22 protein-coding genes are annotated in these 22110 nt (G+C 61.6%); 8 read left to right on the forward strand and 14 right to left on the reverse strand.

The window, feature by feature from the left end:
* Positions 1-37: 37 nt before the first annotated feature.
* Positions 38-895 carry a class A beta-lactamase gene (gene bla, locus HK28_RS04635; RefSeq protein WP_086643445.1) on the reverse strand — a complete coding sequence of 286 codons (858 nt, stop codon included), beginning with the start codon at positions 893-895 and terminating at the stop codon, positions 38-40.
* Positions 896-1209: 314 nt separating this feature from the next.
* Between bla and cobT the strand changes: the two genes are divergently transcribed.
* The 4 genes from cobT to HK28_RS13705 are packed head-to-tail and all read left to right on the forward strand — an operon-like array spanning position 1210 to position 3725.
* Positions 1210-2244: a nicotinate-nucleotide--dimethylbenzimidazole phosphoribosyltransferase gene (gene cobT, locus HK28_RS04640; protein WP_086643471.1), complete on the forward strand. Its 1035-nt coding sequence runs from the start codon at positions 1210-1212 to the stop codon at positions 2242-2244.
* Positions 2241-3002 (forward strand): adenosylcobinamide-GDP ribazoletransferase, encoded by a 762-nt coding sequence (gene cobS, locus HK28_RS04645; RefSeq protein ID WP_158093395.1) that lies wholly within the window; start codon positions 2241-2243, stop codon positions 3000-3002. Before cobT ends, cobS begins: the two co-directional genes overlap by 4 nt.
* Before the next feature lie 24 nt (positions 3003-3026).
* Complete coding sequence (locus HK28_RS04650; protein ID WP_143217316.1) at positions 3027-3503, forward strand: hypothetical protein; 477 nt, start codon at positions 3027-3029, stop codon at positions 3501-3503.
* Between the two features lie 6 nt (positions 3504-3509).
* The gene (locus HK28_RS13705) at positions 3510-3725 is read left to right on the forward strand and encodes a hypothetical protein (protein WP_143217317.1); all 216 of its coding nucleotides are present in this window, start codon (positions 3510-3512) and stop codon (positions 3723-3725) included.
* A gap of 7 nt (positions 3726-3732) precedes the next feature.
* Here HK28_RS13705 and HK28_RS04655 read toward each other — a convergent pair whose 3' ends face one another.
* A complete protein-coding gene (locus HK28_RS04655) occupies positions 3733-4920 on the reverse strand; it encodes a serine hydrolase (protein WP_086643472.1) in 1188 nt (395 codons plus the stop codon).
* 190 nt (positions 4921-5110) lie between these two features.
* On the opposite strand from HK28_RS04655, the gene HK28_RS04660 reads away from it, so the two are divergent.
* Positions 5111-5788 (forward strand): hypothetical protein, encoded by a 678-nt coding sequence (locus HK28_RS04660; protein ID WP_143217318.1) that lies wholly within the window; start codon positions 5111-5113, stop codon positions 5786-5788.
* A gap of 173 nt (positions 5789-5961) precedes the next feature.
* On the opposite strand, the gene HK28_RS04665 is transcribed toward HK28_RS04660, so the two are convergent.
* The 6 genes from HK28_RS04665 to HK28_RS04690 all read right to left on the reverse strand — a co-directional run bounded on the left by HK28_RS04665 (position 5962) and on the right by HK28_RS04690 (position 10989).
* Positions 5962-6438 carry a RidA family protein gene (locus HK28_RS04665; protein ID WP_086643449.1) on the reverse strand — a complete coding sequence of 159 codons (477 nt, stop codon included), beginning with the start codon at positions 6436-6438 and terminating at the stop codon, positions 5962-5964.
* A gap of 145 nt (positions 6439-6583) precedes the next feature.
* The gene (locus HK28_RS04670; protein ID WP_198945792.1) at positions 6584-7162 is read right to left on the reverse strand and encodes an HAD family phosphatase; all 579 of its coding nucleotides are present in this window, start codon (positions 7160-7162) and stop codon (positions 6584-6586) included.
* On the reverse strand, positions 7159-7629 hold the full coding sequence (locus HK28_RS04675) for a hypothetical protein (RefSeq protein ID WP_086643450.1): 471 nt from the start codon (positions 7627-7629) through the stop codon (positions 7159-7161). Before HK28_RS04675 ends, HK28_RS04670 begins: the two co-directional genes overlap by 4 nt.
* Positions 7630-7647: 18 nt before the next feature.
* Positions 7648-8787 carry a DegT/DnrJ/EryC1/StrS aminotransferase family protein gene (locus tag HK28_RS04680; protein WP_086643451.1) on the reverse strand — a complete coding sequence of 380 codons (1140 nt, stop codon included), beginning with the start codon at positions 8785-8787 and terminating at the stop codon, positions 7648-7650.
* The gene (locus HK28_RS04685) at positions 8784-10796 is read right to left on the reverse strand and encodes a nucleoside-diphosphate sugar epimerase/dehydratase (protein ID WP_086643474.1); all 2013 of its coding nucleotides are present in this window, start codon (positions 10794-10796) and stop codon (positions 8784-8786) included. The genes HK28_RS04680 and HK28_RS04685 overlap by 4 nt, the downstream gene beginning before the upstream one ends.
* Before the next feature lie 10 nt (positions 10797-10806).
* Entirely contained in the window at positions 10807-10989 is a 183-nt protein-coding gene (locus HK28_RS04690; RefSeq protein WP_086643452.1) for a hypothetical protein, read from the reverse strand.
* On the opposite strand from HK28_RS04690, the gene HK28_RS04695 reads away from it, so the two are divergent.
* A complete protein-coding gene (locus tag HK28_RS04695; RefSeq protein WP_086643453.1) occupies positions 10982-12064 on the forward strand; it encodes a UDP-phosphate alpha-N-acetylglucosaminephosphotransferase in 1083 nt (360 codons plus the stop codon). The genes HK28_RS04690 and HK28_RS04695 overlap by 8 nt on opposite strands.
* 51 nt (positions 12065-12115) lie before the next feature.
* Here HK28_RS04695 and HK28_RS04700 read toward each other — a convergent pair whose 3' ends face one another.
* The 3 genes from HK28_RS04700 to HK28_RS04710 form a co-directional block, all read right to left on the reverse strand.
* Positions 12116-12562 carry a hypothetical protein gene (locus HK28_RS04700; protein ID WP_086643454.1) on the reverse strand — a complete coding sequence of 149 codons (447 nt, stop codon included), beginning with the start codon at positions 12560-12562 and terminating at the stop codon, positions 12116-12118.
* Positions 12563-13331: 769 nt separating this feature from the next.
* Positions 13332-13754, reverse strand: a complete 423-nt coding sequence (locus HK28_RS04705) for a MarR family transcriptional regulator (protein ID WP_086643455.1) — start codon at positions 13752-13754, stop codon at positions 13332-13334.
* Between the two features lie 150 nt (positions 13755-13904).
* On the reverse strand, positions 13905-15317 hold the full coding sequence (locus tag HK28_RS04710) for a M17 family metallopeptidase (RefSeq protein ID WP_086643456.1): 1413 nt from the start codon (positions 15315-15317) through the stop codon (positions 13905-13907).
* A 154-nt stretch (positions 15318-15471) separates the two neighbouring features.
* Here HK28_RS04710 and HK28_RS04715 point away from each other — a divergent pair, with 154 nt between their 5' ends.
* Both HK28_RS04715 and fdxA read left to right on the forward strand, forming a co-directional pair.
* On the forward strand, positions 15472-18123 hold the full coding sequence (locus HK28_RS04715) for a helicase-related protein (protein WP_086643457.1): 2652 nt from the start codon (positions 15472-15474) through the stop codon (positions 18121-18123).
* 212 nt (positions 18124-18335) lie between these two features.
* Positions 18336-18668, forward strand: a complete 333-nt coding sequence (fdxA, locus tag HK28_RS04720) for a ferredoxin FdxA (RefSeq protein WP_086643458.1) — start codon at positions 18336-18338, stop codon at positions 18666-18668.
* 509 nt (positions 18669-19177) lie between these two features.
* On the opposite strand, the gene cyoD is transcribed toward fdxA, so the two are convergent.
* Genes cyoD through cyoB form a run of 3 tightly spaced genes read right to left on the reverse strand, consistent with a single transcriptional unit; the run spans position 19178 to position 22106 of the window.
* Positions 19178-19510: a cytochrome o ubiquinol oxidase subunit IV gene (cyoD, locus tag HK28_RS04725; RefSeq protein ID WP_026396822.1), complete on the reverse strand. Its 333-nt coding sequence runs from the start codon at positions 19508-19510 to the stop codon at positions 19178-19180.
* Positions 19510-20115, reverse strand: coding sequence for a cytochrome o ubiquinol oxidase subunit III (gene cyoC, locus HK28_RS04730; RefSeq protein ID WP_026396823.1), 606 nt, complete (start codon positions 20113-20115; stop codon positions 19510-19512). Before cyoC ends, cyoD begins: the two co-directional genes overlap by 1 nt.
* Complete coding sequence (gene cyoB, locus HK28_RS04735; protein WP_086643459.1) at positions 20115-22106, reverse strand: cytochrome o ubiquinol oxidase subunit I; 1992 nt, start codon at positions 22104-22106, stop codon at positions 20115-20117. Before cyoB ends, cyoC begins: the two co-directional genes overlap by 1 nt.
* Positions 22107-22110 lie beyond the last annotated feature (4 nt).

Here is a 22110-nt window from a genome sequence, read left to right on the forward strand (position 1 = left end):
GCGCCGCGACATCTTGCCACGCAACCCGCCCGGAGCCTCAACCCAGCGTCTTTGCGACAAGCGCGCCGACGCCAGAGAAAGCCGCAGTCAGCTGCGCGTCGGTCGGCGCTCCGCCCCTCGTATAAACCGCCACAATGATCGGGGCGTCCGGTTTCGGCCACAGCACCGCGATGTCTCCAGCCGCATCCTTCGCGTTGTTGCCGGTCTTGTCGCCCACGCGCCACGTCTTGGGAAGACCGGCGCGCAGGCGGTTTCCGCCAGTCTGGCACCCGACCAGCCACCCGGTCAGCAACGCCCGCGACGAGTCCGACAGCACGTCCCCCAGCACCACGCGTTGCAGGACCTTCGCCATCGCCTCCGGGGTCGTCGTGTCGCGAACGCCGCCGAGAGGCGTCCGGTTGAGATACGGTTCCGGATCGTCGAGGCGCGTCTGCGTATCGCCGATCGAACGCCAGAACGCCGTCAGGGCCGCCGGGCCGCCAACACTTGAGAGAAGCAGCGTGGCGCAGGTGTTGTCGCTCTGCTCCACAGCGGCCCGACACATCTCAGCGACCGTCATCGACCCGCGCGCCAACTTCTCCTTGGCCACAGGCGCATACCAGTCCGGCACATCCGCTTTCGTATAGGCGACATTTCGATCGAGCTTCTCCTGCCCTCGCTCGACGCGGCGCAACACACAGGCGGCGAGCGAAGCCTTGAACGTGCTGCACATTACGAAACGTTCGTCGGCCCGCCACAGCAACTTGCCGCCAGTCGCAAGATTTTCGGCATAAACACCTATGTGGCCGCCGCTCTCGCGCTCGTACGTCCCGATCGCTTGTGGCGGGGGCGGCAGCGCGTAAGCAGGAGAGGCCAGCAATACCGAGCCATACTGAAGCAAGCGCCGACGTCGCATGTGTTCCGCCTGAGTTGAGGGATTAAGTGTGTTGCACTTGATGATGTAGGTTCCGGGCTTTTTTGTGTCGCATTCGGAACGGGGTGAGCATTCTTGCCTAGAGGGGGCTGGAGCGGGTTTCGTTCAAAAAACTCGTTTGAACGGGTAAATATCATCGATAAAATAATAACTTAGAGTATGTTTTCCTTGACGCCATCTTTGCAGTTGACTCAGCGCAACCTGACGTCCGCAAGCATCTTCATCCCTGTATCACAGGCGAGCGAATGCCCCACTCTGGCTTGCCGCCCACGCCCGAAGGCCGCACATACCGGGACATGTCAGAATCTTTCCTTACCATCGCCGCCCTCCGCGACGCCGCCACCTCGCTTTGGCGCGGCGACGCGAACGCCGAGGCCCAGGCCGCCGCCCGCGACCGGATACTGACCAAGCCGCCCGGCAGCCTCGGACGATTGGAGCGCATCGCCCAATGGCACGCCCGCTGGAGGCGTGGACGGCCCATGGTGCTGGAGCGCATCGACGTCCTCGTATTCGCAGGCAATCACGGGGTCGTGGCGCAGGGCGTCTCCGCATGGCCATCCGCCGTCACCGCGCAGATGGTGGAGAATTTCCGCAACGGCGGCGCGGCGATCAACCAGTTGTCGCGCGTCGCAGGCGCAACGCTTCGTGTCATCGAAGTCGCCGATCTGGCGCCGACGCGGGACTTCACAGCCGGTCCGGCGATGGAAGAGCGCGCGTTCCTCGCCGCTGTGAATCTCGGTTACGCCTCGGTGTCGCCGGAAGCCGACCTGCTCTGTCTGGGAGAGATGGGCATCGGCAACACGACTGTCGCCGCTGCTCTGTCCGCCGGCCTGTTTGGCGGAAGCGGGGCGGATTGGGCCGGACGTGGCGCCGGGATCGACGACGAAGGGTTGGCCCGCAAGGTGCGCGCCATAGACGCCGCGCTTTCACTGCATGGTGGTCTCGCACCCGATCCTCTGGAAGCCGCACGTAGGCTGGGAGGTTACGAACTCGCCGCAATCATGGGCGCAACGCTCGCCGCCCGACGCCACGGCGTGCCCGTTCTGCTGGACGGGTTCGTCTGCACGGCCTCCGCCGCCCCTCTGGCCCGGTTGAGCTGCGACGGCCTCGACCACGCATTGGTGTCCCATCGCTCGGCGGAGGCTGGACATGCACGGCTCGCCGCCGCCCTTGGAATGGAGCCTCTGCTCGATCTTGGCCTGCGCCTCGGCGAAGCGTCAGGGGCCGCGCTCGCGGCGCCGCTCGTACGGGCGGCGATCGCCTGCCACACCGGGATGGCGACTTTCGATTCCGCGGGCGTCGCCACAACCAGCGACGCCCGCGCGTCGTGACGCAAGCCCTCCGCGCCGACCTCGCCTGCGGGCTGGGGCTTCTGACCCGCCTACCAACAGGATGGCTAGGGGTGAACGGCGCGGCCATGTCGATGGCGCGCTCCTCCTGGACATGGCCACTCATCGGCGGGCTGATCGGGCTGATCGGTGGCGGCGCGATGGAGACGCTGCGCGCTCTTGGGATACCAGCGCCGGTTGCCGCCCTGTGCGCGCTGTCTGTCCAGACGTTGCTGACTGGCGGACTGCATGAGGACGGGCTGGCCGATGTCGCAGACGGCTTTGGGGGCGGGCGGGATCGGGAACGGAAACTCGCCATCATGCGCGACAGCCGTATCGGCAGTTACGGCGCGCTGGCGTTGGTCCTGACAACAATGCTGCGCGCCGGCGCTATGGCCGCGATTCCCGTCAACATGACGCTGGCGACGCTGGTCCTTGCATCGGCGGCTTCGCGCGGCGCGCTGCCGCTCGTCATGACCCTGCTGCAGCCCGCGCGCGAGGATGGGTTGGGGCGGTCTGTTGGCAAACCGCCGGTATTCGCAGTGGTTTTTGGGTTGGTTGCGCCGCTCACGTTCTTACTAAGTACGCCCAACCCCTCCCACGGGCTTGTAAGCTGGGCCATATCTATTGCCGCAACCGGAGCAGTCACAATGCAGGCACGGCGACAGATTGGTGGATACACTGGCGACACGCTGGGCGCATCTGTAATAGTTTCAGAGAGCATGACTTTAGTTTTAGAAAGCGCACAACTTTTTCGATAAAATTTTTCCACTCGGGACCACGCCATGTCTGCGCATCAAATTGCAGCCGATAATTCGGTATTTTTATACCTAATTACAAAGACACTATCTCACAAAAATGATTTTTTGACGCTTCTTGTGTCGTTTCTATCGTTGGTCGTATCAGCCATGTCTTGGCGAGCAACCAATGGACAGATGAAAATTGCGGAAAATCAATATAAAATATCGTTGTACGAAAAACGAATGGAGAGATTCGAATCTTACTGCAATAAAGTTCAAGAAGTAGCGTCCATTCTTGATCAACCATTAGCAACGATAGCTCTGAAGGATATCCTTCACGATTGCATGCGTGTTTTTTATAGCCAATTCGAAGAGGACAGCCCCATCGGAATCGCCATCGACGCCTGCATGACTTACAACACCATGAATTTATTATACAAAAGAAAATGTTTTTCTTACCAAGAAAGAGAACGCGAAATTAGCGGTATCAACAACATTGCAAAAATAACCGAAGAAAAATAACAATCGATGACACGAGATTTAGACTTTCTCTCACAAGAAATAAAATCGATAGGAGCTATTTTGATGCAGAACTACAATGAATATCAGATCCAAATACTCAACGCTCGTGAGTGGATGCATGAACAGCTATATGTTCCTGACGCACCAAGTTACAAACCTGCGGTGTTTAAAAATTTTATAAACAAAATAAAAATAAAAGGAAAATTTCTTAGAAAAACATGAGGATATTTTACTCCGCCAAAGCATCCATGACCGCATGTGCAAACGCGTTCGAATCTACAGGATCTTCCATGATCGGCTTGGAGCGCGCCCGCAATTCCACAATCATCGTCCTCCGCTTCGGATTCAGATAGATACGTTGCCCGAAAATACCTCGCGCGGAAAAGGCGCCATCCGAAAATCCACCATCACGGTCCGGCGTCGGCCACCACATGTAGCCGTATTCCAGCCGATCACCGCCCGAAAGCGTCCTCGGGCGACCCGCCTCCTCAAACCATCCGTCCGGCAGAAGGGATTTTCCGTCGATGCGCCCGCCATCCAGGACGAACAGCCCAAAGCGCGCGAAGTCACGAAGGGTCGCGTTCAGACCCATACCCGCCGTCTCCGTCCCATCAGGACTGTCGAGCCACCAATGCGCGTCATGCTCCATCCCAAGCGGTTTCCACAGTTTTTCCGAAAGATACTCCGATAGCGGCCGCCCCAGCGCTGCACGCAGCAGATAGCCCATGACACAAGTCTCACCCGTGCTGTAATTCCAGACCGCACCGGGCTCCGCCACGCGCGACAGGCTCGTCATCAAATTCATGATCGCGCCGGGGCGACCAGCGGATTGCAGCGCCAGCATCCTGCGGCGATCAGACGTCGGGTCGGTGTAGGTCTCGTTCCACCCAACGCCTGATGTCATCTGCAACAGATTGCGGACAGACACGCCCTGATAAGCGCCGCCCCTCAACTCCGGCAGGTATTGCTCAAGCCTGTCGTCCAGACTGCCGATCAGGCCATCCCTGATCGCCATGCCGATCAGAGTGGTGCTGACAGACTTGGCGACGGACATGGACGGCCAGAGCGTGTCCGGCCCAGCCCCGAGGTCATAATGCTCCAGAACGACCCGACCTTCATGCGCGATCAGCATTCCCGCAACCCGGTTTAGGGAGAGGTAGTCATAAAAATCGTTTACCTTGCCTGCAGTCTCCACTTTCAGGCCGAGCAGATTTCGCAACGCGCCGTCATCGTAAACCAGCGGCCGCGGCTCGCCATGCTTGACAACGCGGCATGGCAGAATGTCGCGCAATGCCGAGAACACCTCGACCTGCCGGGCGGGGGGCAGCGCGCCGTCATAAACGCGCGCCAGAAGCTCCGCTTTTCCAGCGTCGCGTTGCTCGATGACGTTCGTCCACGCTGAAGGAACTGTTTTCATGGTAACAACATCCATAATATATATTTTTTATTACGATATCGGTTTAATGACGTCTACACCACCATGACTACCACCTCAAAACGGACAATACGCGCTACGTACATCGTGCGCTCACGAGATGAACAACATGAAGATAAAGCGCATCTATCGTTATAGGCACTCGACCACCATTAAAGGTATGATATAAATATTGAATTTCTATTCCAAAGGGCAAAAAATGGGGCACCATATCGACGAAAATATTTGCCAGTTGGCTTGGTATGCGGAATGTATGAATAGGGCTTTGGCGGAGATCCGCGGATTCAGTCCCCCAGCCAGAGACGTACGATTTCATCACTCGCTTTTCATTATCAATTTTATGTCCCTCATAGACCTCGCAGTAGAGTTTTACGGTCCGCTGTTTAAGCAGCAGTTCATTAAAAAACTGGATGGCACCGGAGGTCAAACTGGAGAAAATAATGAAGGATATTTGCGAGAGCTACGTAACGCTACTATCCATCGCGGCATGGACATAGCCTCTTCAGGCACAGTCATATCAAATCACGTTCGAGCTATTGCACCAGAGGAAATTTTCGATCGCCACCGCAAGAAGGGGCCATTCAAACCTTTTGCGAGCACACTCCTAGAGATTTTCGAGATCAGTCGGCTCATCGGCGGTTCTCTTGTACTGGAATTCGCGGAGCCGTGGTTCCGAGAGATGGAAAGCAGAGAATTTAATGAAATGCGAGATCAATATCTCCGCGACTTAGAAGAGAATACATTTCTTCCTGAATGGGCTATAAACGCTGCGCGGGAAAATATCGATCAAATACCATTTATGGAAATTCGTGCCCACAACTCACATACACTACGAATCTTGCTATCCTAAACTACTACAAAAACGAAAATCGATACACCCTCCATTTGGCGCACATAGGTATATTTCGCCTCTGATATCACCGACTAGTATCACGCCTCACAAATTAAATAACAGCCAACAGACGAGAACGCGGGACGCAGCTGCGTCCCGCCCCACCTTAAAACGACCTGACTTTGTGGCGCTCACTTCGGTTTGACGGCGATGCCCATGACCTCATAGTGAGCGCCGCCCAGCAGGCTTCCCGCCCCGATGAAAGCGCGCGCAGGCATCGGCCCCTTGAAATAGGTCCGGTAAACGGCGTTGAAGGCCGCAAAATTCTTGAGGTCAGAGGCGAATATCTGCACCCAGACGAGGTCGTCCATCGTCAGACCAGCCTTCTCGACCGTCTTTTTGATGTTATCCAGCACGATTTTGGCGCCGGCGGTCGCGTCGAGGGCCGGTTTGCCCGTGGCCGGGTCATGATCAGTGGTGCCGGAGATGTAGAGCGTGTCGCCAGCCATAACTGCGCTGCTGAACGGCGGAGCGGTCGTGACACTCGCTGGCACTCCCTCAGGAGCGAAATGCTCGACTGTAGCGGCGTGCGAAGCCGTGGAAACCAGCATTGCAAGGGCGACGGGAGCGACGTAGCGCATGATGACCTCGTTTGTGAGAAGCTTCATTCAATGGAGCAACGTCTAGGAAATTATTGCGATTCCATTGTGAAAACAACTCACGCGCCACGCATGGGGAATCAGGGACTCGACGCGTCGACGATCATATATCCGGCGTCGCCATCAAACGGCCGTCTGACCACCCGCCTGACCGTCACCACCCACGAACGTCGAACGCCCGCATCCCGGCCGCCCGCGCCGCTTTCAGTCCTTCGTCGCTGTCCTCCAACACCACGCAGCGGCCAGGCTCTACACCCAGTCTCTGCGCGGCAAGAAGGTAAATTTCCGGATCTGGCTTCGGGTTTGCGACATCCTCGATCGTCACGATCTTCGCGAACGCGTCCCGCAGCCCGATGGCCGTCAAAGACGCCTCGACAACCTCACGCGAGCCGCTCGAAGCCACGGCCAGCGGCAGGCGGCCGCGCCATTCCCGCGCCAGCGCGACTACCGGCGCGTTCTCACGCACGGCGTGCAGACGATCGATCACGCCACGCCGGGCGGCGGCAATGATCGCGTCGTGATCGAGAGAAACGTTGAACGCCTTGTCGACGGCCGCCAACAGCATGCGCTCGGCGTAGCCACCTTTTCCCCTGAACCATTCCGGTGGCAAGTCGATCCCGCCAACCTCAAGCACAGCGGCGCGCCACGCCGCCAGATAGAGCGGCAAGGTGTCGACCAGCGTTCCGTCGCAATCAAAAATCAGCGCGGCGACGTCGTCAGAAATCTCGATCATGGGAAAGCGGACTTCTGATACGCGCCGCCGTCGACCAGCTTGCCCAACGGCGCAAACTCCGCATCGCTGAATGTTTCCGTACGCACTTTCTTTCCGTCCGGCGCCTCGACGAACACCGTATCGTTCCAGTCCGCTGCACTGATCCCGGTCCACAGCGTCAGCGCGATCGGGTCGGACTTGCCATCCCGCTGAGCCTGAAGCTCCAGCCGCGCATCGCCGCTTGAAGGCGGCGTCTGGCTGAGCGGCCCCCACCCGTGCGTGTGGTGTTGAAGCCAGTCGTTCACCGTCGCGATCTCAGACGCGTTCAGCTGCCGGACGCGTCGCATCGGCCCCACGAAAATTTTCCCGGCCGTGACTTGCGGAAACGTCACCGGCTTGAAATTCGGCAACGCCGCCAGCCAGATGACGCTTGCCGTCCCGATGGTGAACACCAGAAAAGCGATGATGAAGACGACTTCTTTCCTCATGGACCTGCTCCCGTCCGATCAGCCGCGCACGGCGGCGATCACACGGGCGACCTCCGCGTCCGTCAGTTCAGGCTGAATCGGCAACGCGAGGATGCGTTCGGCCAAAGACTCCGAAACAGGCAGCGTCGCGCCGTCATGATGGTCGCGATACGCAGGCTGCCGATGCAACGGCAGCGGGTAATAGATCGCAGACGGAACTCCCGCCGCTTTCAATCGCTCCTGCAACGCCGTCCGCGCCGCCGTGTCCGACAGCAGGATCGCATAGATCGCCCAGGCGCTGGCGCCGCCCGGCACGCGCACGGGCACAGTCACGACGTCGCGCAATCCGGCGTCATAAGCGCAGGCGATTTTCTCACGCCGCGCCAGTTCCGCCTCGAAGAAGTCCAGCTTCGCCAGCAACACTGCCGCCTGCAACGTGTCGAGCCGACCGTTCATGCCGGTGCGCAGGACCTCATACCGCGTGCCGCCCTCGCCATGCGTGCGCAGCGAGCGATACAGCGCCGCGCGCTCCGCATCGTCGGTCAGGATCGCCCCGCCGTCTCCATAACCGCCCAGCGGCTTGGACGGGAAGAAAGACAGCGTCGTAGCCGTCGCCTCCCGTCCCAATTTGCGCCCGCCATAAGAGCCGCCGAAGGACTGCGCGCAGTCGTCGAGCAGGAAAAGATCGTTCTCTGTCGCGATGTCCCGCAACTCCGCCCACGGGGCGGGCTGACCAAACAGATCGACGCCGACGATGGCACACGGCCTCAGCTTGCCCGCCTTGCGAACGTCGGCGATGCGCGCGCGCAGGTTCACGGGATCGATCTGGAATGTCGCCGGATCGACGTCCACGAAGACCGGCGTGGCGCCGAGCACCAGCGGAACCTCGGCCGTCGCCGTGTAGGTGAACGCAGGAAGAAACACCGCGTCGCCGCGCCCGATCCCTTCCGCCATCATGACGATCTGCAACGCATCGGTGCCAGAGGACACGCCGACGCAATGCCCGGCGCCAGCGTAGGCCGCCAGCTTTTCCTCCAGCTCAACGACTTCCGGTCCCATCACGAAGCGGCAATGCGCCAGCACCGCGTCGATCCGCGCGCGCAGCGCCTCGCCCATCCTGCGCTGCTGCGCCGCGAGGTCGAGAAACGCGATTGGAGCCAACTCTGACGACGTGCTCATGAAACCAGTCTCTCCCTGCCCAAGGCGGTTCCGGGCGCGGCGTCGGAAGCGGCTTCTCCCGCATCCGTCGGCGTCGCGCCCGTGCTGTTGTGAACGAATTCGGGCACAAGGGCGGTAAGCACGGCAATCGCCTCAGCCGCATTGCCGTCATGCGCGCAGGCCGCGATCCTGTCCACGGCCGCCGACACCTGCCGCAAATCCACGACACGCGGCGTGGCGATCAGCAGGCCCGGCGCATCTGTCGGCGCCGGGGCCTCACGCCCGTGGAACAACTCTTCGAAAAGCTTCTCGCCCGGACGCAGGCCGGTGAAGCGGATCGCCACGTCCTCGTCAGGCCGAAGCCCCGCCAGGCGGATGATGCGGCGCGCAAGATCGACGATTTTCACGGGTTGCCCCATGTCGAGCACGAAGATGCCGCCATCGCGCAGCATGGCGTCCGTGCCGCTTTCCTCATGGTCCAGTCCGACGATGGCGCCCCGCACACTAGCCTGCAACACCAGCCCAACAGCCTCCGGCACCGTCATGAAGTAGCGACGCATGTCCGGATGCGTGACGGTCAGCGGGCCGCCGCGCTCAAGCTGCCTGCGGAAGAGCGGCACAACCGATCCGGTCGAACCAAGAACATTGCCGAAGCGCACGGTTACGCAGCGCATGGCGTCCCGGCGTCCGGACGTTCGCGCGGCGATGTCGAGAGCCTGACAATACATCTCGGCGGCGCGTTTGCTCGCGCCCATCAGGCTGGACGGATTCACCGCCTTGTCGGTCGAGATCACCACCATCGCCTGCGCGCCGTGCCGCGCGGCTGCGTCGGCGACGATGCGCGTGCCGAGCACATTGGTCAGCAATCCCTCGCACGGGTTGCTCTCGACGATCGGCACATGCTTGAGCGCGGCAGCATGGAACACCAGCGCCGGGCGATAAGTCGCGAACACGCGCTCGATCCGTCCGGCGTCACGCACGTCCGCGACGACAATGTCGCGCGCTGCGGGGTGCGCCTGCTCGCCCAACTCGACGTCGATACGCCACAACGCGTATTCGCCGTTATCGACCAGAACGAGGCGACTCGGTCCAAAGGAAGCGATCTGGCGCGCCAGTTCGGAACCGATCGAGCCGCCTGCGCCCGTCACCATCACCACGCGGTCGCGGATCATGCGATCCATGCCCTCGCGATCCAGCGGCACCTGCGGACGGTTCAGCAAATCTTCCAGAGCCACCGGCCGCAGTTCCACGCGATCCGCAGGCGTAAGCGCCGTCAGCACGGGCGCGCGCATGACCTCGACGCCGTGCGCCTCGGCCGCGTCCAGCACCCGGCTCAACCCTTCGCCACGGAAATTCGGGTCGGTCACCACCAGACTGTCCGGCAACGCCTTGCGCTGCGCCATACCGTCAAGCAACGCCGCTATTTCGGTGACGTGCCCCAGAATTGGAACATTATGAATGCGCCGCCCTGCCTGATTCGTCCCCTGCCCGATCAGCCCGGTGACTCGCACGTCCGAGCCCGGGTTGCGGGCAATCGCACGCAGGAACAGGTCGGCGACCTGATCCGCGCCAACCAGCACCACCCGTTGCTGTGCCGCACCGCGCCGGCCCAGAACGTTGAATATGCGGTATGCCGCGCGCAATCCGCCGAGCATGACAATCAGCGTCAGCGCATAGATGATCGGGAAGGCAGGGCTCGGCAGCGGATAACCCGTGGCGGCCAGACCGGCGGTGAACAGCGCGGCACTGGCGATCGACGCCCCGACAATCCCCAGAAGGTCGGAGATGCCGGAAAACCGCCAGTACTGCTGCGGCATCCGAAACGGCAGACCACTGACCAACAATGTGATCGCGCCCCCAGCCAGCAGCCAGAGCGGATGCAGCAGCCCCTCTTGCGGCGCGGCAAGCCAACGCGCGACCGGCGCAGCGAGCGCGGCCACCGTCCCGTCGAGCAGGACGTTGACAAGAATGCGGTTGAACGGCCGCAGCCGGGTGCTTATCGGCGCGACTTCCGGACGTTGCGGTGCCATCACCATAGCCCTATAGCCCACCCTCGCGCTGGCTAGAAGGAACCAACGCAGCTTTCCTCTGCGTCGGCCGTTCGGCGCAGGCCAACCCGACACGAAGGGCCAGCCCGGCGACGCCCCGAACATAGTCCGAAGAGCGCGGACGACCGCCCTTCGCGCCGCCCGCTGCCCCCGGTTGAAAGCGACCGATGCCCATAACGCTCCCCTCCATCGCCCTGCTTTTCCTCGCTGCTGTCGTCTCCGCGCTGCTGATCCGCCGTATGATCGCCGTGGCCGTCCTCGACACGCCGGTTCATCGCAGCGCGCATACGCAGCCGACACCCAAGGGCGGCGGCGTGGGCGTAATCGGCGCGTTCCTTCTCGTGCTTCCGCCACTGCGCGCGACGCTCGGACTGCCCGCGTTTACAACGCCCGTCGGCGTCCTGTGGGTCGCTGTCGCAGCGCTGGCGATCGTGTCGTGGATCGACGACGTGAAGCAGTGGTCGCCGTGGGTAAAGCTCGGGGCGCAGATTGGCGCAGCAATGCTGGTCACAGCCTGCTCGCCGCCGCTTCCCGGACCTCTTGGCCTGTGGATCGGAGCCGCCATCGCCCTGCCGTGGCTGCTGTTCGTAACCAACGCCGTGAACTTCATGGACGGGCTGAACGGGCTGGTCTCAGGCGTTCTGTGCCTGTCCTTCGCCTGTCTTGCATTGCTTCCGTCACCCACCGCAGCTTCCGACCTGCGCGCGGAGTCGGCGTTACTCGCCTGCACGCTGCTCGCCTTCTTACCGTTCAACTTTCCCCGCGCGCGCATTTTCATGGGCGACGTGGGTAGCCAGAGCTGCGGGCTGCTGGTCGGCGCGGCCGCGCTCTCAGGCGTTCGTCTCGACGCAAGCGGCCTCTTCGATCCCTCGACAGCGATCGAGGTTCTCTGCCTTACCGCCGGGTTGCTTTACGATGTGGGTATCACGCTCTGTCGCCGCGCTCTCGCAGGAGAGCGCCTGCTGGAGGCTCACCGTGGTCACCTGTATCAAGTGGCCTATCGCGTCGGCATGCCGCGCACGACGGTGGCGCTGATCCATTGGGGCTTCGTGCTGTGGGGCGCGACATGGTTTACGCTGCTGCGTCCATCGCTGATTACGACGTGCGTCACTACAGGCAGCACAACCATGGAGGAAGGCGGCCACCTCAGCGGCCTGCTGTTGCTTCTGGCGCTGATCGCCCTGCCGCAACTCATCTGGACGGGCGTGGTCGTATCTCTGGAACGCCGTCGGCCGGTCGGCCGCTGGTGACGCCGCAAGCGGCGCCACGGGGCGGAAAAGCTCCGCCCGGACAGCGTCGTCTTACTGCTTGAGAGTGAAGGTGATGCCGCTGGCGGCGGCGGCCAGACGGGCGCCTTTGGAAGCCATCTCGATCTTGATGCGCACGCCGTTCTTGTTTTCAAGAACCTTGCCGCCGATGCCCTCGCCCAGCGTCGCTTCACCAGCCGCAGCGGCGTATGTTCCCGCGAAATCTTCGGCGCGGTGCAGGTTGTAAACCGTACCCTTGCCGGTCGCCTCGGAATAACCAACGGCCGCAATCGTGCCGCCCGTCACCGAGAAATGATATTTTTTGTGGTTATAGGTCAGAGTCGCGTCGCCCCAAGTGTAACCAACGCCAATATCCGCCGACTTGGCCGTAAGAACCACCGTGGCGGTCGGCGACCCCAGAGCGTCGCCTGCCGCTACCGACGGCGTGGCGATGGTCGCGAGAGAAAGAGCCGCCACAGCGGCGATCGGTGCAAAACGCATGATGGTCTTCCTTTTTAAATCTTGCCGACGCTGTTCCCGTCTGTGCGAAAACACATCGGAGCACGGCTGAGAGCGCACCCGCGCCCAGCTTCAGCGCACATCATATTTCAACGTTCTCACCGGCCCATGGTTTGCGGCGACGAAGCGTTTCACGACAGAGCGCTGGTTTAAAAAAACGCTTTCTCTGCCTACAGGCACGCAACGAACCCGCCCCGAAGCATATTCTGACGCTCCTCATGAGAGGTTTGCAGAAAATGTGACGATGCGCCTCCGCCAATGCGAGTCCGCATACCTTTCTGTGCGCCCGCAAGACGTCAAAAGAAAGGCGCCCATGCGTTTTGCGAACCGTGCTCAGTTGTACGAAGCTGGTAGCCCCGGGACGAAAGTCCTGCATTCCCCTGATGACCGATACGCGAAACCGGTTCACGGACGCTGCTGTTCCGGGGCCTGCAAGAGTTTGGCCTATTCCCTGATTTCAGCGGAATGAATGGCGCGCCTGCCTCAGTATTCTCTGATCGGCAAAAATCAAAAAGACCGCTCCCGCGTGATCGCGTAAGAAAGTTTGAGGAAATCCAACCCCTTCGGACGCACGTATCTCCTCAGGCAATCGATTGGCGCGCATCGACGCCAAAAGAAAAGCCGCGTCCCTGAGGGACGCGGCTTTTGAATATTCGCTCGAACAACGCTGCTCAAAACGCAGTGTCCGAACTGCAGGATCGTCACTCCGTCGGAAAAATCTCCAAACGGGAAGGACGCGTCCCGAGCGCGATCAGGCTGCGCGGGCGCGGACCGTCTTCTCTTCGACAGCCTTCTTCGGCGTGGCGGACTCGCCCATGATCGAACGAATTTCGCGCAGGTAAGCGGCGCCCTTCAGCGTGCGCTGTACCAAAACCGAGCGACGGTCGAGCGGATCGACTTTGCGGCGAGCCAGATCCAGCTCGCCGAGACGATCGAGCGCGCGTGTGATCGCAGGCTTCGAAACATTCAGCTCTGCGGCGAGACCGCGCACCGTGTGTCCTTCTTCCTGCAGGTAGCAGGTAAGGAACACGGCGAGCTGACGCGCCGAAAGATCAGGGCCGTCACGACGAACGAGAGATACGATCGTCTCGCGCAGCGTGGTGACGAGGGCGTCGGCGGCGGCGTTGTTCTGAGCCTTGGCGCCCTTGATGGAGGCGGTTTTGGTCTGAGCCATGATAGTAAACTCCTTAACTCTTTCGGGCCGGGAGTCGTTATCCCGGTCAGGCCGGTCGAGACCGGCGCTTCACATGCGACGTCATATAGAACGTCTCTGGCGAAAATAAACCGCACCCGAATAAATAGTTCTTCATGGGAATCATTATTCTCACGAATGTAATATATCGTTCAGGTTCAGCAACGTCGGCAACGCGGCGAAAATCGCACGTAACCCCATGATTTCTCCGCCTTCCGGACGTCCCGGACGCGAATTATCGTTCCATGCGTAGCTATCAATATGTGCCCAACACACAGCTGGGTCGACAAAACGTTCAAGAAACAAAGCCGCGGTTATTGCCCCCGCGAAAGGCTTGGATGAGACATTGTTAATATTTGCGACCGGGCTGCGCAGCCAATCACGGTATCCATCCCATAGCGGGAGACGCCACAACGGGTCGTATACCGCACGACCGGCTTTCAGAAGCGCCTCAGCCGCTCCGTCGTCGTTGCTCAGCAAAGCTGGCAGATCGGGTCCCAAAGCGATCCGCGCCGCTCCCGTCAACGTGGCCACGTCCAGCAGCAAGGCGGGCTTCGCCTCGCAGGCTTCGCTCAACAGGTCGGCCATGACCAGACGCCCCTCTGCGTCGGTGTTCCCGATCTCGACCGTCAGCCCGTTACGCGCCTCTACGACATCCAGCGGGCGCATGGCTGAACCGGACACCGAATTCTCGACGCACGCGAACCGCGCCTCCAGCCGGATCGGCAGATCGCGCGCCATGATCAGGCGGGCCAGCGCCAGCACCGTCGCAGCGCCGCCCATGTCCTTCTTCATTCGCAACATGCCCGCCGACGGCTTGATATCGTTGCCGCCGGTGTCGAAACACACGCCCTTGCCGACAAGCGACAGCAGCGGCGCGTCAGCCGCCGCGCCAGACCCGCTCCATGACGCAACGACCACGCGCGGTTTGCGTGCGGATCCGGCTCCAACATGCGCGACCAGCGGATATTCCTTCGCCAGCGCCTCGCCCTTCACGACCTTCGTCTTCGCGCCGAATGGCGAGAGCGCGCCGACGACAGCCTTCGCCAGTTCGGCCGGCCCCAGAAGATTCGCCGGAAGATTGATCAGATCCCGCCCCAGCCAGATCGATCTGGCCGTCTCCAGCGCCTCGGCGTCAGGACTCTCCTCCACCAGGGTTGCCACCGCCGACTTGCTTCCCTCCCTCAACGAGAATCGATAGGCGCCAAGCGCGAAACCCAGCGTCGCCGCCGAGTGGTCGACGTCGGGCGGGAGATCGAGTCGCCACGCGCCTTTCGGCAGCGCGCCAGATAACGCGCCAAAAACCATCGGGTCCGACACGCCCTCGGGCGGCAGCCCCAGCAACGCCGAAACCCCGCCTTTCCCGTCCGGCACGATCACCAGTTCGCCGGGACGCGCGGTGAACCCCACAGCGGTCGCGAATCCGGCGCCTGCTTCTCCAACGACACGCGTCAGCGTCTTCACGTCGCTCCTGCGGAGTCCGTGAACGACGCGCGACGCCTTCCGCCGCGCCGTCGTAACGCATTCAATCTCCCTTACGGCCATAGTCTTCCCGCGCTCCAAATATCCGATCTGTATCCGGCACGCTGCCTCGGCCGGGCTGTTCACGCAATGCGTCGGCGCGCCTGCGGACGACCGGCGATGTGCGAGAAGCAGAAAGGACGCTTGCAATTCGTGAAAACCAGTCCACCATGGCGCTATGACAGGGTCGCATGGCGGACGGGTTCCGGGCCTGACGGCGCGGATCTCAGAAAACGGTTCCTCCCCGGCGCGAAACGGCGCCGCATCCCCTGCCTTCGCCGCACGCACAGCGTCGCGACGATCCGACGATGTTGGCGCGCCGCCTCCTCACGCAATCCTCGGGCCGACGAACACCGGCAAGACGCATTACGCCATCGAGCGCATGCTGGCCCATCCGTCCGGCGTCATCGGCTTCCCACTGCGTCTTCTTGCTCGGGAAAACTACGACCGCATGGTCGCCGCCAAAGGAGCGGCGCGCGTGGGCCTCATCACCGGCGAAGAGAAAATCGTCCCTCCCGGCGCACGCTGGTTCTCCTGCACGGTCGAGGCAATGCCCACGGACCGCAGCGTCTCCTTTCTTGCTGTGGACGAAATCCAGCTCTGCGGAGACCCTGAACGCGGGCACGTCTTCACCTCGCGCTTGCTGCATGCGCGCGGACAGGACGAGACGCTCTTCCTCGGTTCGGAAACCATCGCGCCTCTGCTGCGCCAGCTTGTGCCGGACGCAACCATAGAAACGCGCCCCCGCCTGTCGGCGCTGACCGCGACGGGCGCGACGCGACTGGAAAAATTGCCGCCTCGCACCGCGATCGTCGCGTTCTCCGCCGCCGAGATTTACGCCATCGCCGAACTGATCCGCAGCAGGCGGGGAGGATGCGCCGTCGTCATGGGACAGATGTCGCCCCGCACGCGCAACGCGCAGGTGGCGCTGTATCAGGACCGGGAGGTCGATTACCTCGTCGCCACGGACGCGATCGGCATGGGGCTGAACATGGATATCGGCCACGTCGCCTTCGCCGGATTGTCCAAGTTCGACGGCCTGCGTCGCCGCAATCTCCTCGCGCCCGAAGTCGCCCAGATCGCCGGACGCGCCGGACGTGGCGCGCGCGACGGCACGTTCGGGACCACCGGACAATGCCCCGCCATTCCCGACGCAATCATCGAAAGCGTCGAGACGCACCGCTTCGATCCGCTGCAACGACTCTACTGGCGCAATATCGATCTGGATTTCGCTTCACCCACCGCACTGCTCCGCAGCCTGTCCCGTCCGTCGCCCGCACGAGGCCTGCAAGCGAGTCCGCAGACCAGCGACGCCCTGACGCTGGCGGCTCTGGCGGCGGACCCCGAGATCGCAGCGTCGGCGGCGACGGGCGGCAGAACACGACTGCTGTGGGATGTGTGCCAGATCCCCGACTTCCGCAAACTCGGCGAGCAGAATCACACGCAGCTCTGCGCCCGGATCTACGATCGTCTGGCGTCCGGCAAGCGCCTGCCGAGCAGCCTTCTTGAAGAGCAACTCGCACGGCTGAACAACATCGAGGGCGACGTCGACACGCTGATGCAGCGCCTGGCGGGCATCCGCATCTGGTCGTACGTCGCAACCCGCGAGACATGGGTCTCCCACGCCCCGCTCTGGCAGGAACGAACCCGCGCGGTCGAGGACGCCGTGTCGGACGCTCTGCACGAGCGGCTGACCGCCCGCTTCGTCGATCGGCGCGCCGCGCATCTGATACGCCTGCTGGACGGCGATGACCGGACGCCCCTGTTGTCCGCCGTTCGTAAAGACGGAGAGGTGGTCGTCGAAGGCCACGCCGTGGGACGCATCCACGGCTTCGAACTTCACCTCGACAAGAACCTGCCGGAGACCGACCGCGCCACGCTGGGCCGAGCTGCGCGTCGGGCGATGCGAACCGAGCTGCCAGCCCGGGTCGCCGCCTGCTGCAACGCCCTCGATTCCTCTTTTTCGCTGGACGAACGGCGCGGCGAGATTCTGTGGGACGGAGCAGTCATCGTTCGCCTGCGCTCCGGTCGCGACCCACTGCATCCCGCGCTGGAGACGCGTGGAGACGGGCTGCTCGACAGCCAGCAAAAAGACCGGATCAAAACGCGCGCAGGGACCTTCCTTCGCACAATTGTCGAGCGGGACCTCGCCCCGCTGTTTCGCGCCTCCACCGACGCAGCATCCGATCCGGGCATGAGGGGCGTCGTCCACCAGTTAACCGAAGGTCTCGGGCAGGCGCGACCGACACAACCGCTGCGTCAACGCGGCCGATTGTCCCGTCTGGGGATAGCCGCTCTGGAAGGAACGGGCTCGCTCGACGCGCTCTATCTCCCGCAGTTGCTCAAGCCGCACCGCATCCGGTTGCGCGCCCTTTTGCTGGCGATCCACGACAATGCGCCGCCGCCGGAACTCCCCCCCGACAGCGCCGTAGTCGTCCCGGCCAACCAGTTTCCGCACCGGCTGCTGACGAAACTTGGGTGGCCCGAACTGGGGCCGGTGCGCATGCGGCTCGACGCAGCGCAGCGTCTTGCAAATCGCCTTGCGGCGCTGACCCGCGACGGCGCGGTCGCAGCCCCCGCCAATATCCTTCAGGTTTCAGGACTCAGACGTGAATTTCTGGGGGATGCGTTGCTGGCCATCGGTTTCAAAATCGCGCCGCCGCCGCCATTGCCCGCAGGGATGTTCGGGCCCTCTCCGGCGCTGATTCTCTCTCGCCGAAAACAGCCCCGCCGGGTGGAGCCAAAGCGCGCGTCCGCCCGGCCGAACGCAGTGAAAGACGGTCCATTCGCCGCACTTTCGAGTCTGCTTGGGGCAGGAAGCGGCCTTTAACGCAGCGCTCATTTGCGTCGTAATCCGTTCCGAATGTGTCCGCCCGGGCCGCGCCTTGCGCCGGTTGGCCCGGAGGCGCCTAAAACGCGGGCTTGCCTCGCGGCCAAAACCCTCGCATATCAACCCGTCCTGAGAAATGGGAGCCGTCCACGCGACCGCCCCGCGACACCAAAGTCGGCGATGCGCCGACCTTCTGACGATCGGAGAGAGCGATGACCTACGTGGTCACTGAAAACTGCATTCGCTGCAAGTTCATGGATTGCGTGGAAGTCTGCCCGGTGGACTGCTTCTACGCCGGTGAGAATTTCCTGGTCATCAACCCGGACGAATGCATCGATTGCGGCGTGTGCGAACCGGAATGCCCGGCTGAAGCCATCTTCCCGGACAGCGACGACCGCGCCGCCGCCTGGGCCGAGATCAACGCCAACTACTCGACGCAATGGCCAAACATCACCCGCAAGGGCACCCAGCCCGCCGACGCGGAGGAGTGGAAAGACAAGCCGAACAAGAAAGAGCTTTTGTCGTCTGCGCCCCACAAAGATTGACGCCACTATAGGCCAGCATATGTCCCCTCATGGGCACACGCTGGCCTCTTTTCTTTGATCAACGCTCCCCGGTTCGTCGCTGCGTCTGGCGTCAGACGCGCAGGACTTAACCCGGACCCTCAATCGAGCAGCATGTACAAAGCAGGCTCATTACAGTCTGCATACGTCTGGCGCAGACATTCACCGCCATGCTGCGCGCCCGACAGCGTCACGATGCACAGGCAAATGGGCCGTGAAACTTTACAGCGAACGGCCTTAAATCGGCCGCACCCAAACTCCCAAGACGACAACCCATTATTCTGAGTATGCGACCTAAGTCACGTGCATCACAGTCCCGTCTTCGTTAACCGGCCCGGACCCATTTGCGCGCGAGAATGCATACCTAGGCGTCAGATAGCCCTCGCAGGGTACGTTGTCGCCACGGCTACACTGCTACTTCCGTCAACAAAAAAGGCCTCGCACGTGCACCGTGCGAGGCCTTTTTGCAAACCGGAAGCCGACGACCGGAATTACCGCGACATCATATGAGCCGAGGTATTGGTCATGATGAAGGCCGTACCCACGATGAAGATCGCGACGACCATCACCGTGAAGAGGAACACGTTGTTGTTCCACCGGTTCTCGGCCGTCGTGTTCATGTGCAGGAAGTAGATCAGGTGGACGACCACCTGAACCGCCGCCAGAACCGAAATCGCCGTCAGAGCGCCAGTCGGAGACAGGGCGCCGCTGGTGGCCACCATGAAGGCGGCGACCGTAAGAACGACCGCGAGAACGAACCCGATAACATATGAGCGCACGCTGCCGTGGCTCGCGTCGTCATGACCGCTGTGATGCGTGCTCATCAGATCATGCTCCCCAGATAGACGAACGAGAACACGCAGATCCAGACGATGTCGAGGAAGTGCCAGAACAGGCTCAGCATGGTGAGCTTGTTCATCATCCGCTCCGAAATCTCCGTAACCCGCGAAAGCTGCACAACCAGCGTCACGATCCAGATCAGACCGCAGCTCACGTGCAGACCATGGGTCGAGACCAGTGTGAAGAAAGCGGACAGGAACGCGCTGCGATCCGGGCCCGCGCCCTCACCGATCAGGTGTGCGAACTCGTTGATTTCAAGACCGACGAAGCCCAGGCCAAGCAGGAACGTGATGGCCAGCCACAGCTGAACGGATCTGATCGCGCCCTTGTGGGCGGCGATCATTCCGAAACCGTAGGTGATGCTCGATACGAGCAGCAGCGCCGTCTCCATCGCGAGGCCGGAGATCTCGAAGAGCTCCTTCCCCGTCGGGCCGCCAGCGTACTGGTTGCGGAAAGTCGCAAACACAGCAAACAGCGTGCCGAAGATGATGCAGTCGGTCATCAGATACACCCAGAACCCGAACACCGTCGGCGGAGCGTGGTGTTCGTGATCCGAATGCGCGTCGTGAAAAGTAGTATCGTGCGCCATTACTCAGCCGCCTGTACCATGAGTTTGCGGGAGTGCTCGTTCTCGATCCGGGCGACTTCTTCAGCGGGGATGTAGTAGTCCACGTCCTGATTTGCGCTGCGGATGATCACTGTCGCGAAAACTCCGATCAGTCCGATCGCAGCCAGCCACCAGATGTACCAGATAGCCGCGAAACCAAGCACTAGGCTGAACGCGCCGACCATGAAGCCTGCAGCCGTGTTCTTGGGCATGTGGATCGGAGCATACGGGCCACCTGCGCCGCGCGTGTCGATGCCGTTCTCCTTGTCGTGCATGAACGCGTCCAGATCATGGACATGCGGCGTGATCGCAAAGTTGTAGATCGGCGGAGGCGAAGACGTCGACCACTCGAGCGAACGAGCGTTCCACGGATCGCCCGTGACGTCGACGTTCTGCGGCAGGTTGCGGTCGCGAATGGAGACGTAGAGCTGGATGACCTGACAGGCGATGCCGCAGAACACCAGAACCGCGCCAACTTCGGCGATCAGCAGCCAAGGGTGCCAGGCCGGGTTGTCGTAGTGGTTCAGACGACGGGTCATGCCGTCGAAGCCCAGCACGTAGAGCGGCATGAACGCCACATAGAAACCGACAAACCAGAACCAGAACGCGGCCTTGCCCCACGCCTCGTTGAGCTTGAAGCCCAGCGCTTTCGGGAACCAGTAGTTCATGCCGCAGACATACCCGAAATACACGCCGCCGATGATGACGTTGTGGAAATGGGCGATCAGGAACAGAGAGTTGTGGAGAACGAAGTCAGCTGCGGGAATCGCCATCATCACGCCGGTCATGCCGCCGATGGTGAAGGTGATCATGAAGCCGACGGCCCAGTACATGGTGGCGTGGAACTCCACGCGGCCCTTGTACATCGTGAACAGCCAGTTGAAGAGCTTAACGCCAGTCGGGATCGAGATGACCATCGTGGCGATGCCGAAGAACGCATTGACGTCAGCGCCGGCGCCCATGGTGAAGAAGTGATGCAGCCAGACCAGGAACGACAGCACCATGATGGCACAGGTCGCGTAGACCATGGTTGCGTAACCGAACAGCGGCTTGCGGGAGAACGTAGGCACGACTTCCGAGAACACGCCGAAGGCGGGCAGGATCAGGATGTAAACTTCAGGATGGCCCCAGGTCCAGATAAGGCTGAGGTAGAGCATCTGATTTCCGCCACCGTCATTGGTGAAGAAATGCATGCCCAGGTAACGATCAAGACCAAGCATACCCAGAACGACTGTCAGAACCGGGAACGCGACCATGATGAGAACGCACGCGCAGAATGCAGTCCAGGTGAACACCGGAACCTTCATCCAGGTCATGCCCGGAGCGCGCATCTTGACGATGGTGACGAAGAAGTTGACGCCCGTCAGCAGCGTGCCGACGCCCGAAAGCTGAACCGCCCAGATATAGTAATCAACGCCAACGCCGGGGCTGAACTGCGTCTCCGACAGAGGCGGATACGCGAGCCAGCCGCACTGCGAGAATTCGCCAATGAACAGCGAGACGTTGATCAGGATAAAGGCGATCGCCGTCATCCAGAAGCTCAGGTTGTTCAGGAACGGAAACGCAACGTCGCGCGCGCCGATCTGAAGCGGCACCACGAGGTTGAACAGGCCCGTCATGAACGCCATGGCCAGGAAGAAGATCATGATCGTTCCGTGAGCGGAGAAGATCTGATCGTAGTGGTGCGGCGGCAGGTAACCCGGATTGCCAGCATACGCGAGAGCGAGCTGGGTACGCATCATGATGGCGTCGGCGAAACCACGTGCGAGCGCGACAAGCGCGAGCACGATGTACATGACCGCGAGGCGTTTATGATCGACAGAGGTGAACCACTCTTTCCAGAGATAGCCCCACTTGCCGTAATAGGTGATGAGCGCGAGCACGGCGATGCCGATGACCGCAACGCCCGCAAACGTGCCTACAAGAATCGGCACATCCACGGGGATGTCCGCGAACGATAATCTCCCTAGCATGAAT

The organism is Acetobacter sp. DsW_063, from assembly GCF_002153745.1.
In the GTDB taxonomy this organism is placed as follows: Bacteria; Pseudomonadota; Alphaproteobacteria; order Acetobacterales; family Acetobacteraceae; genus Acetobacter.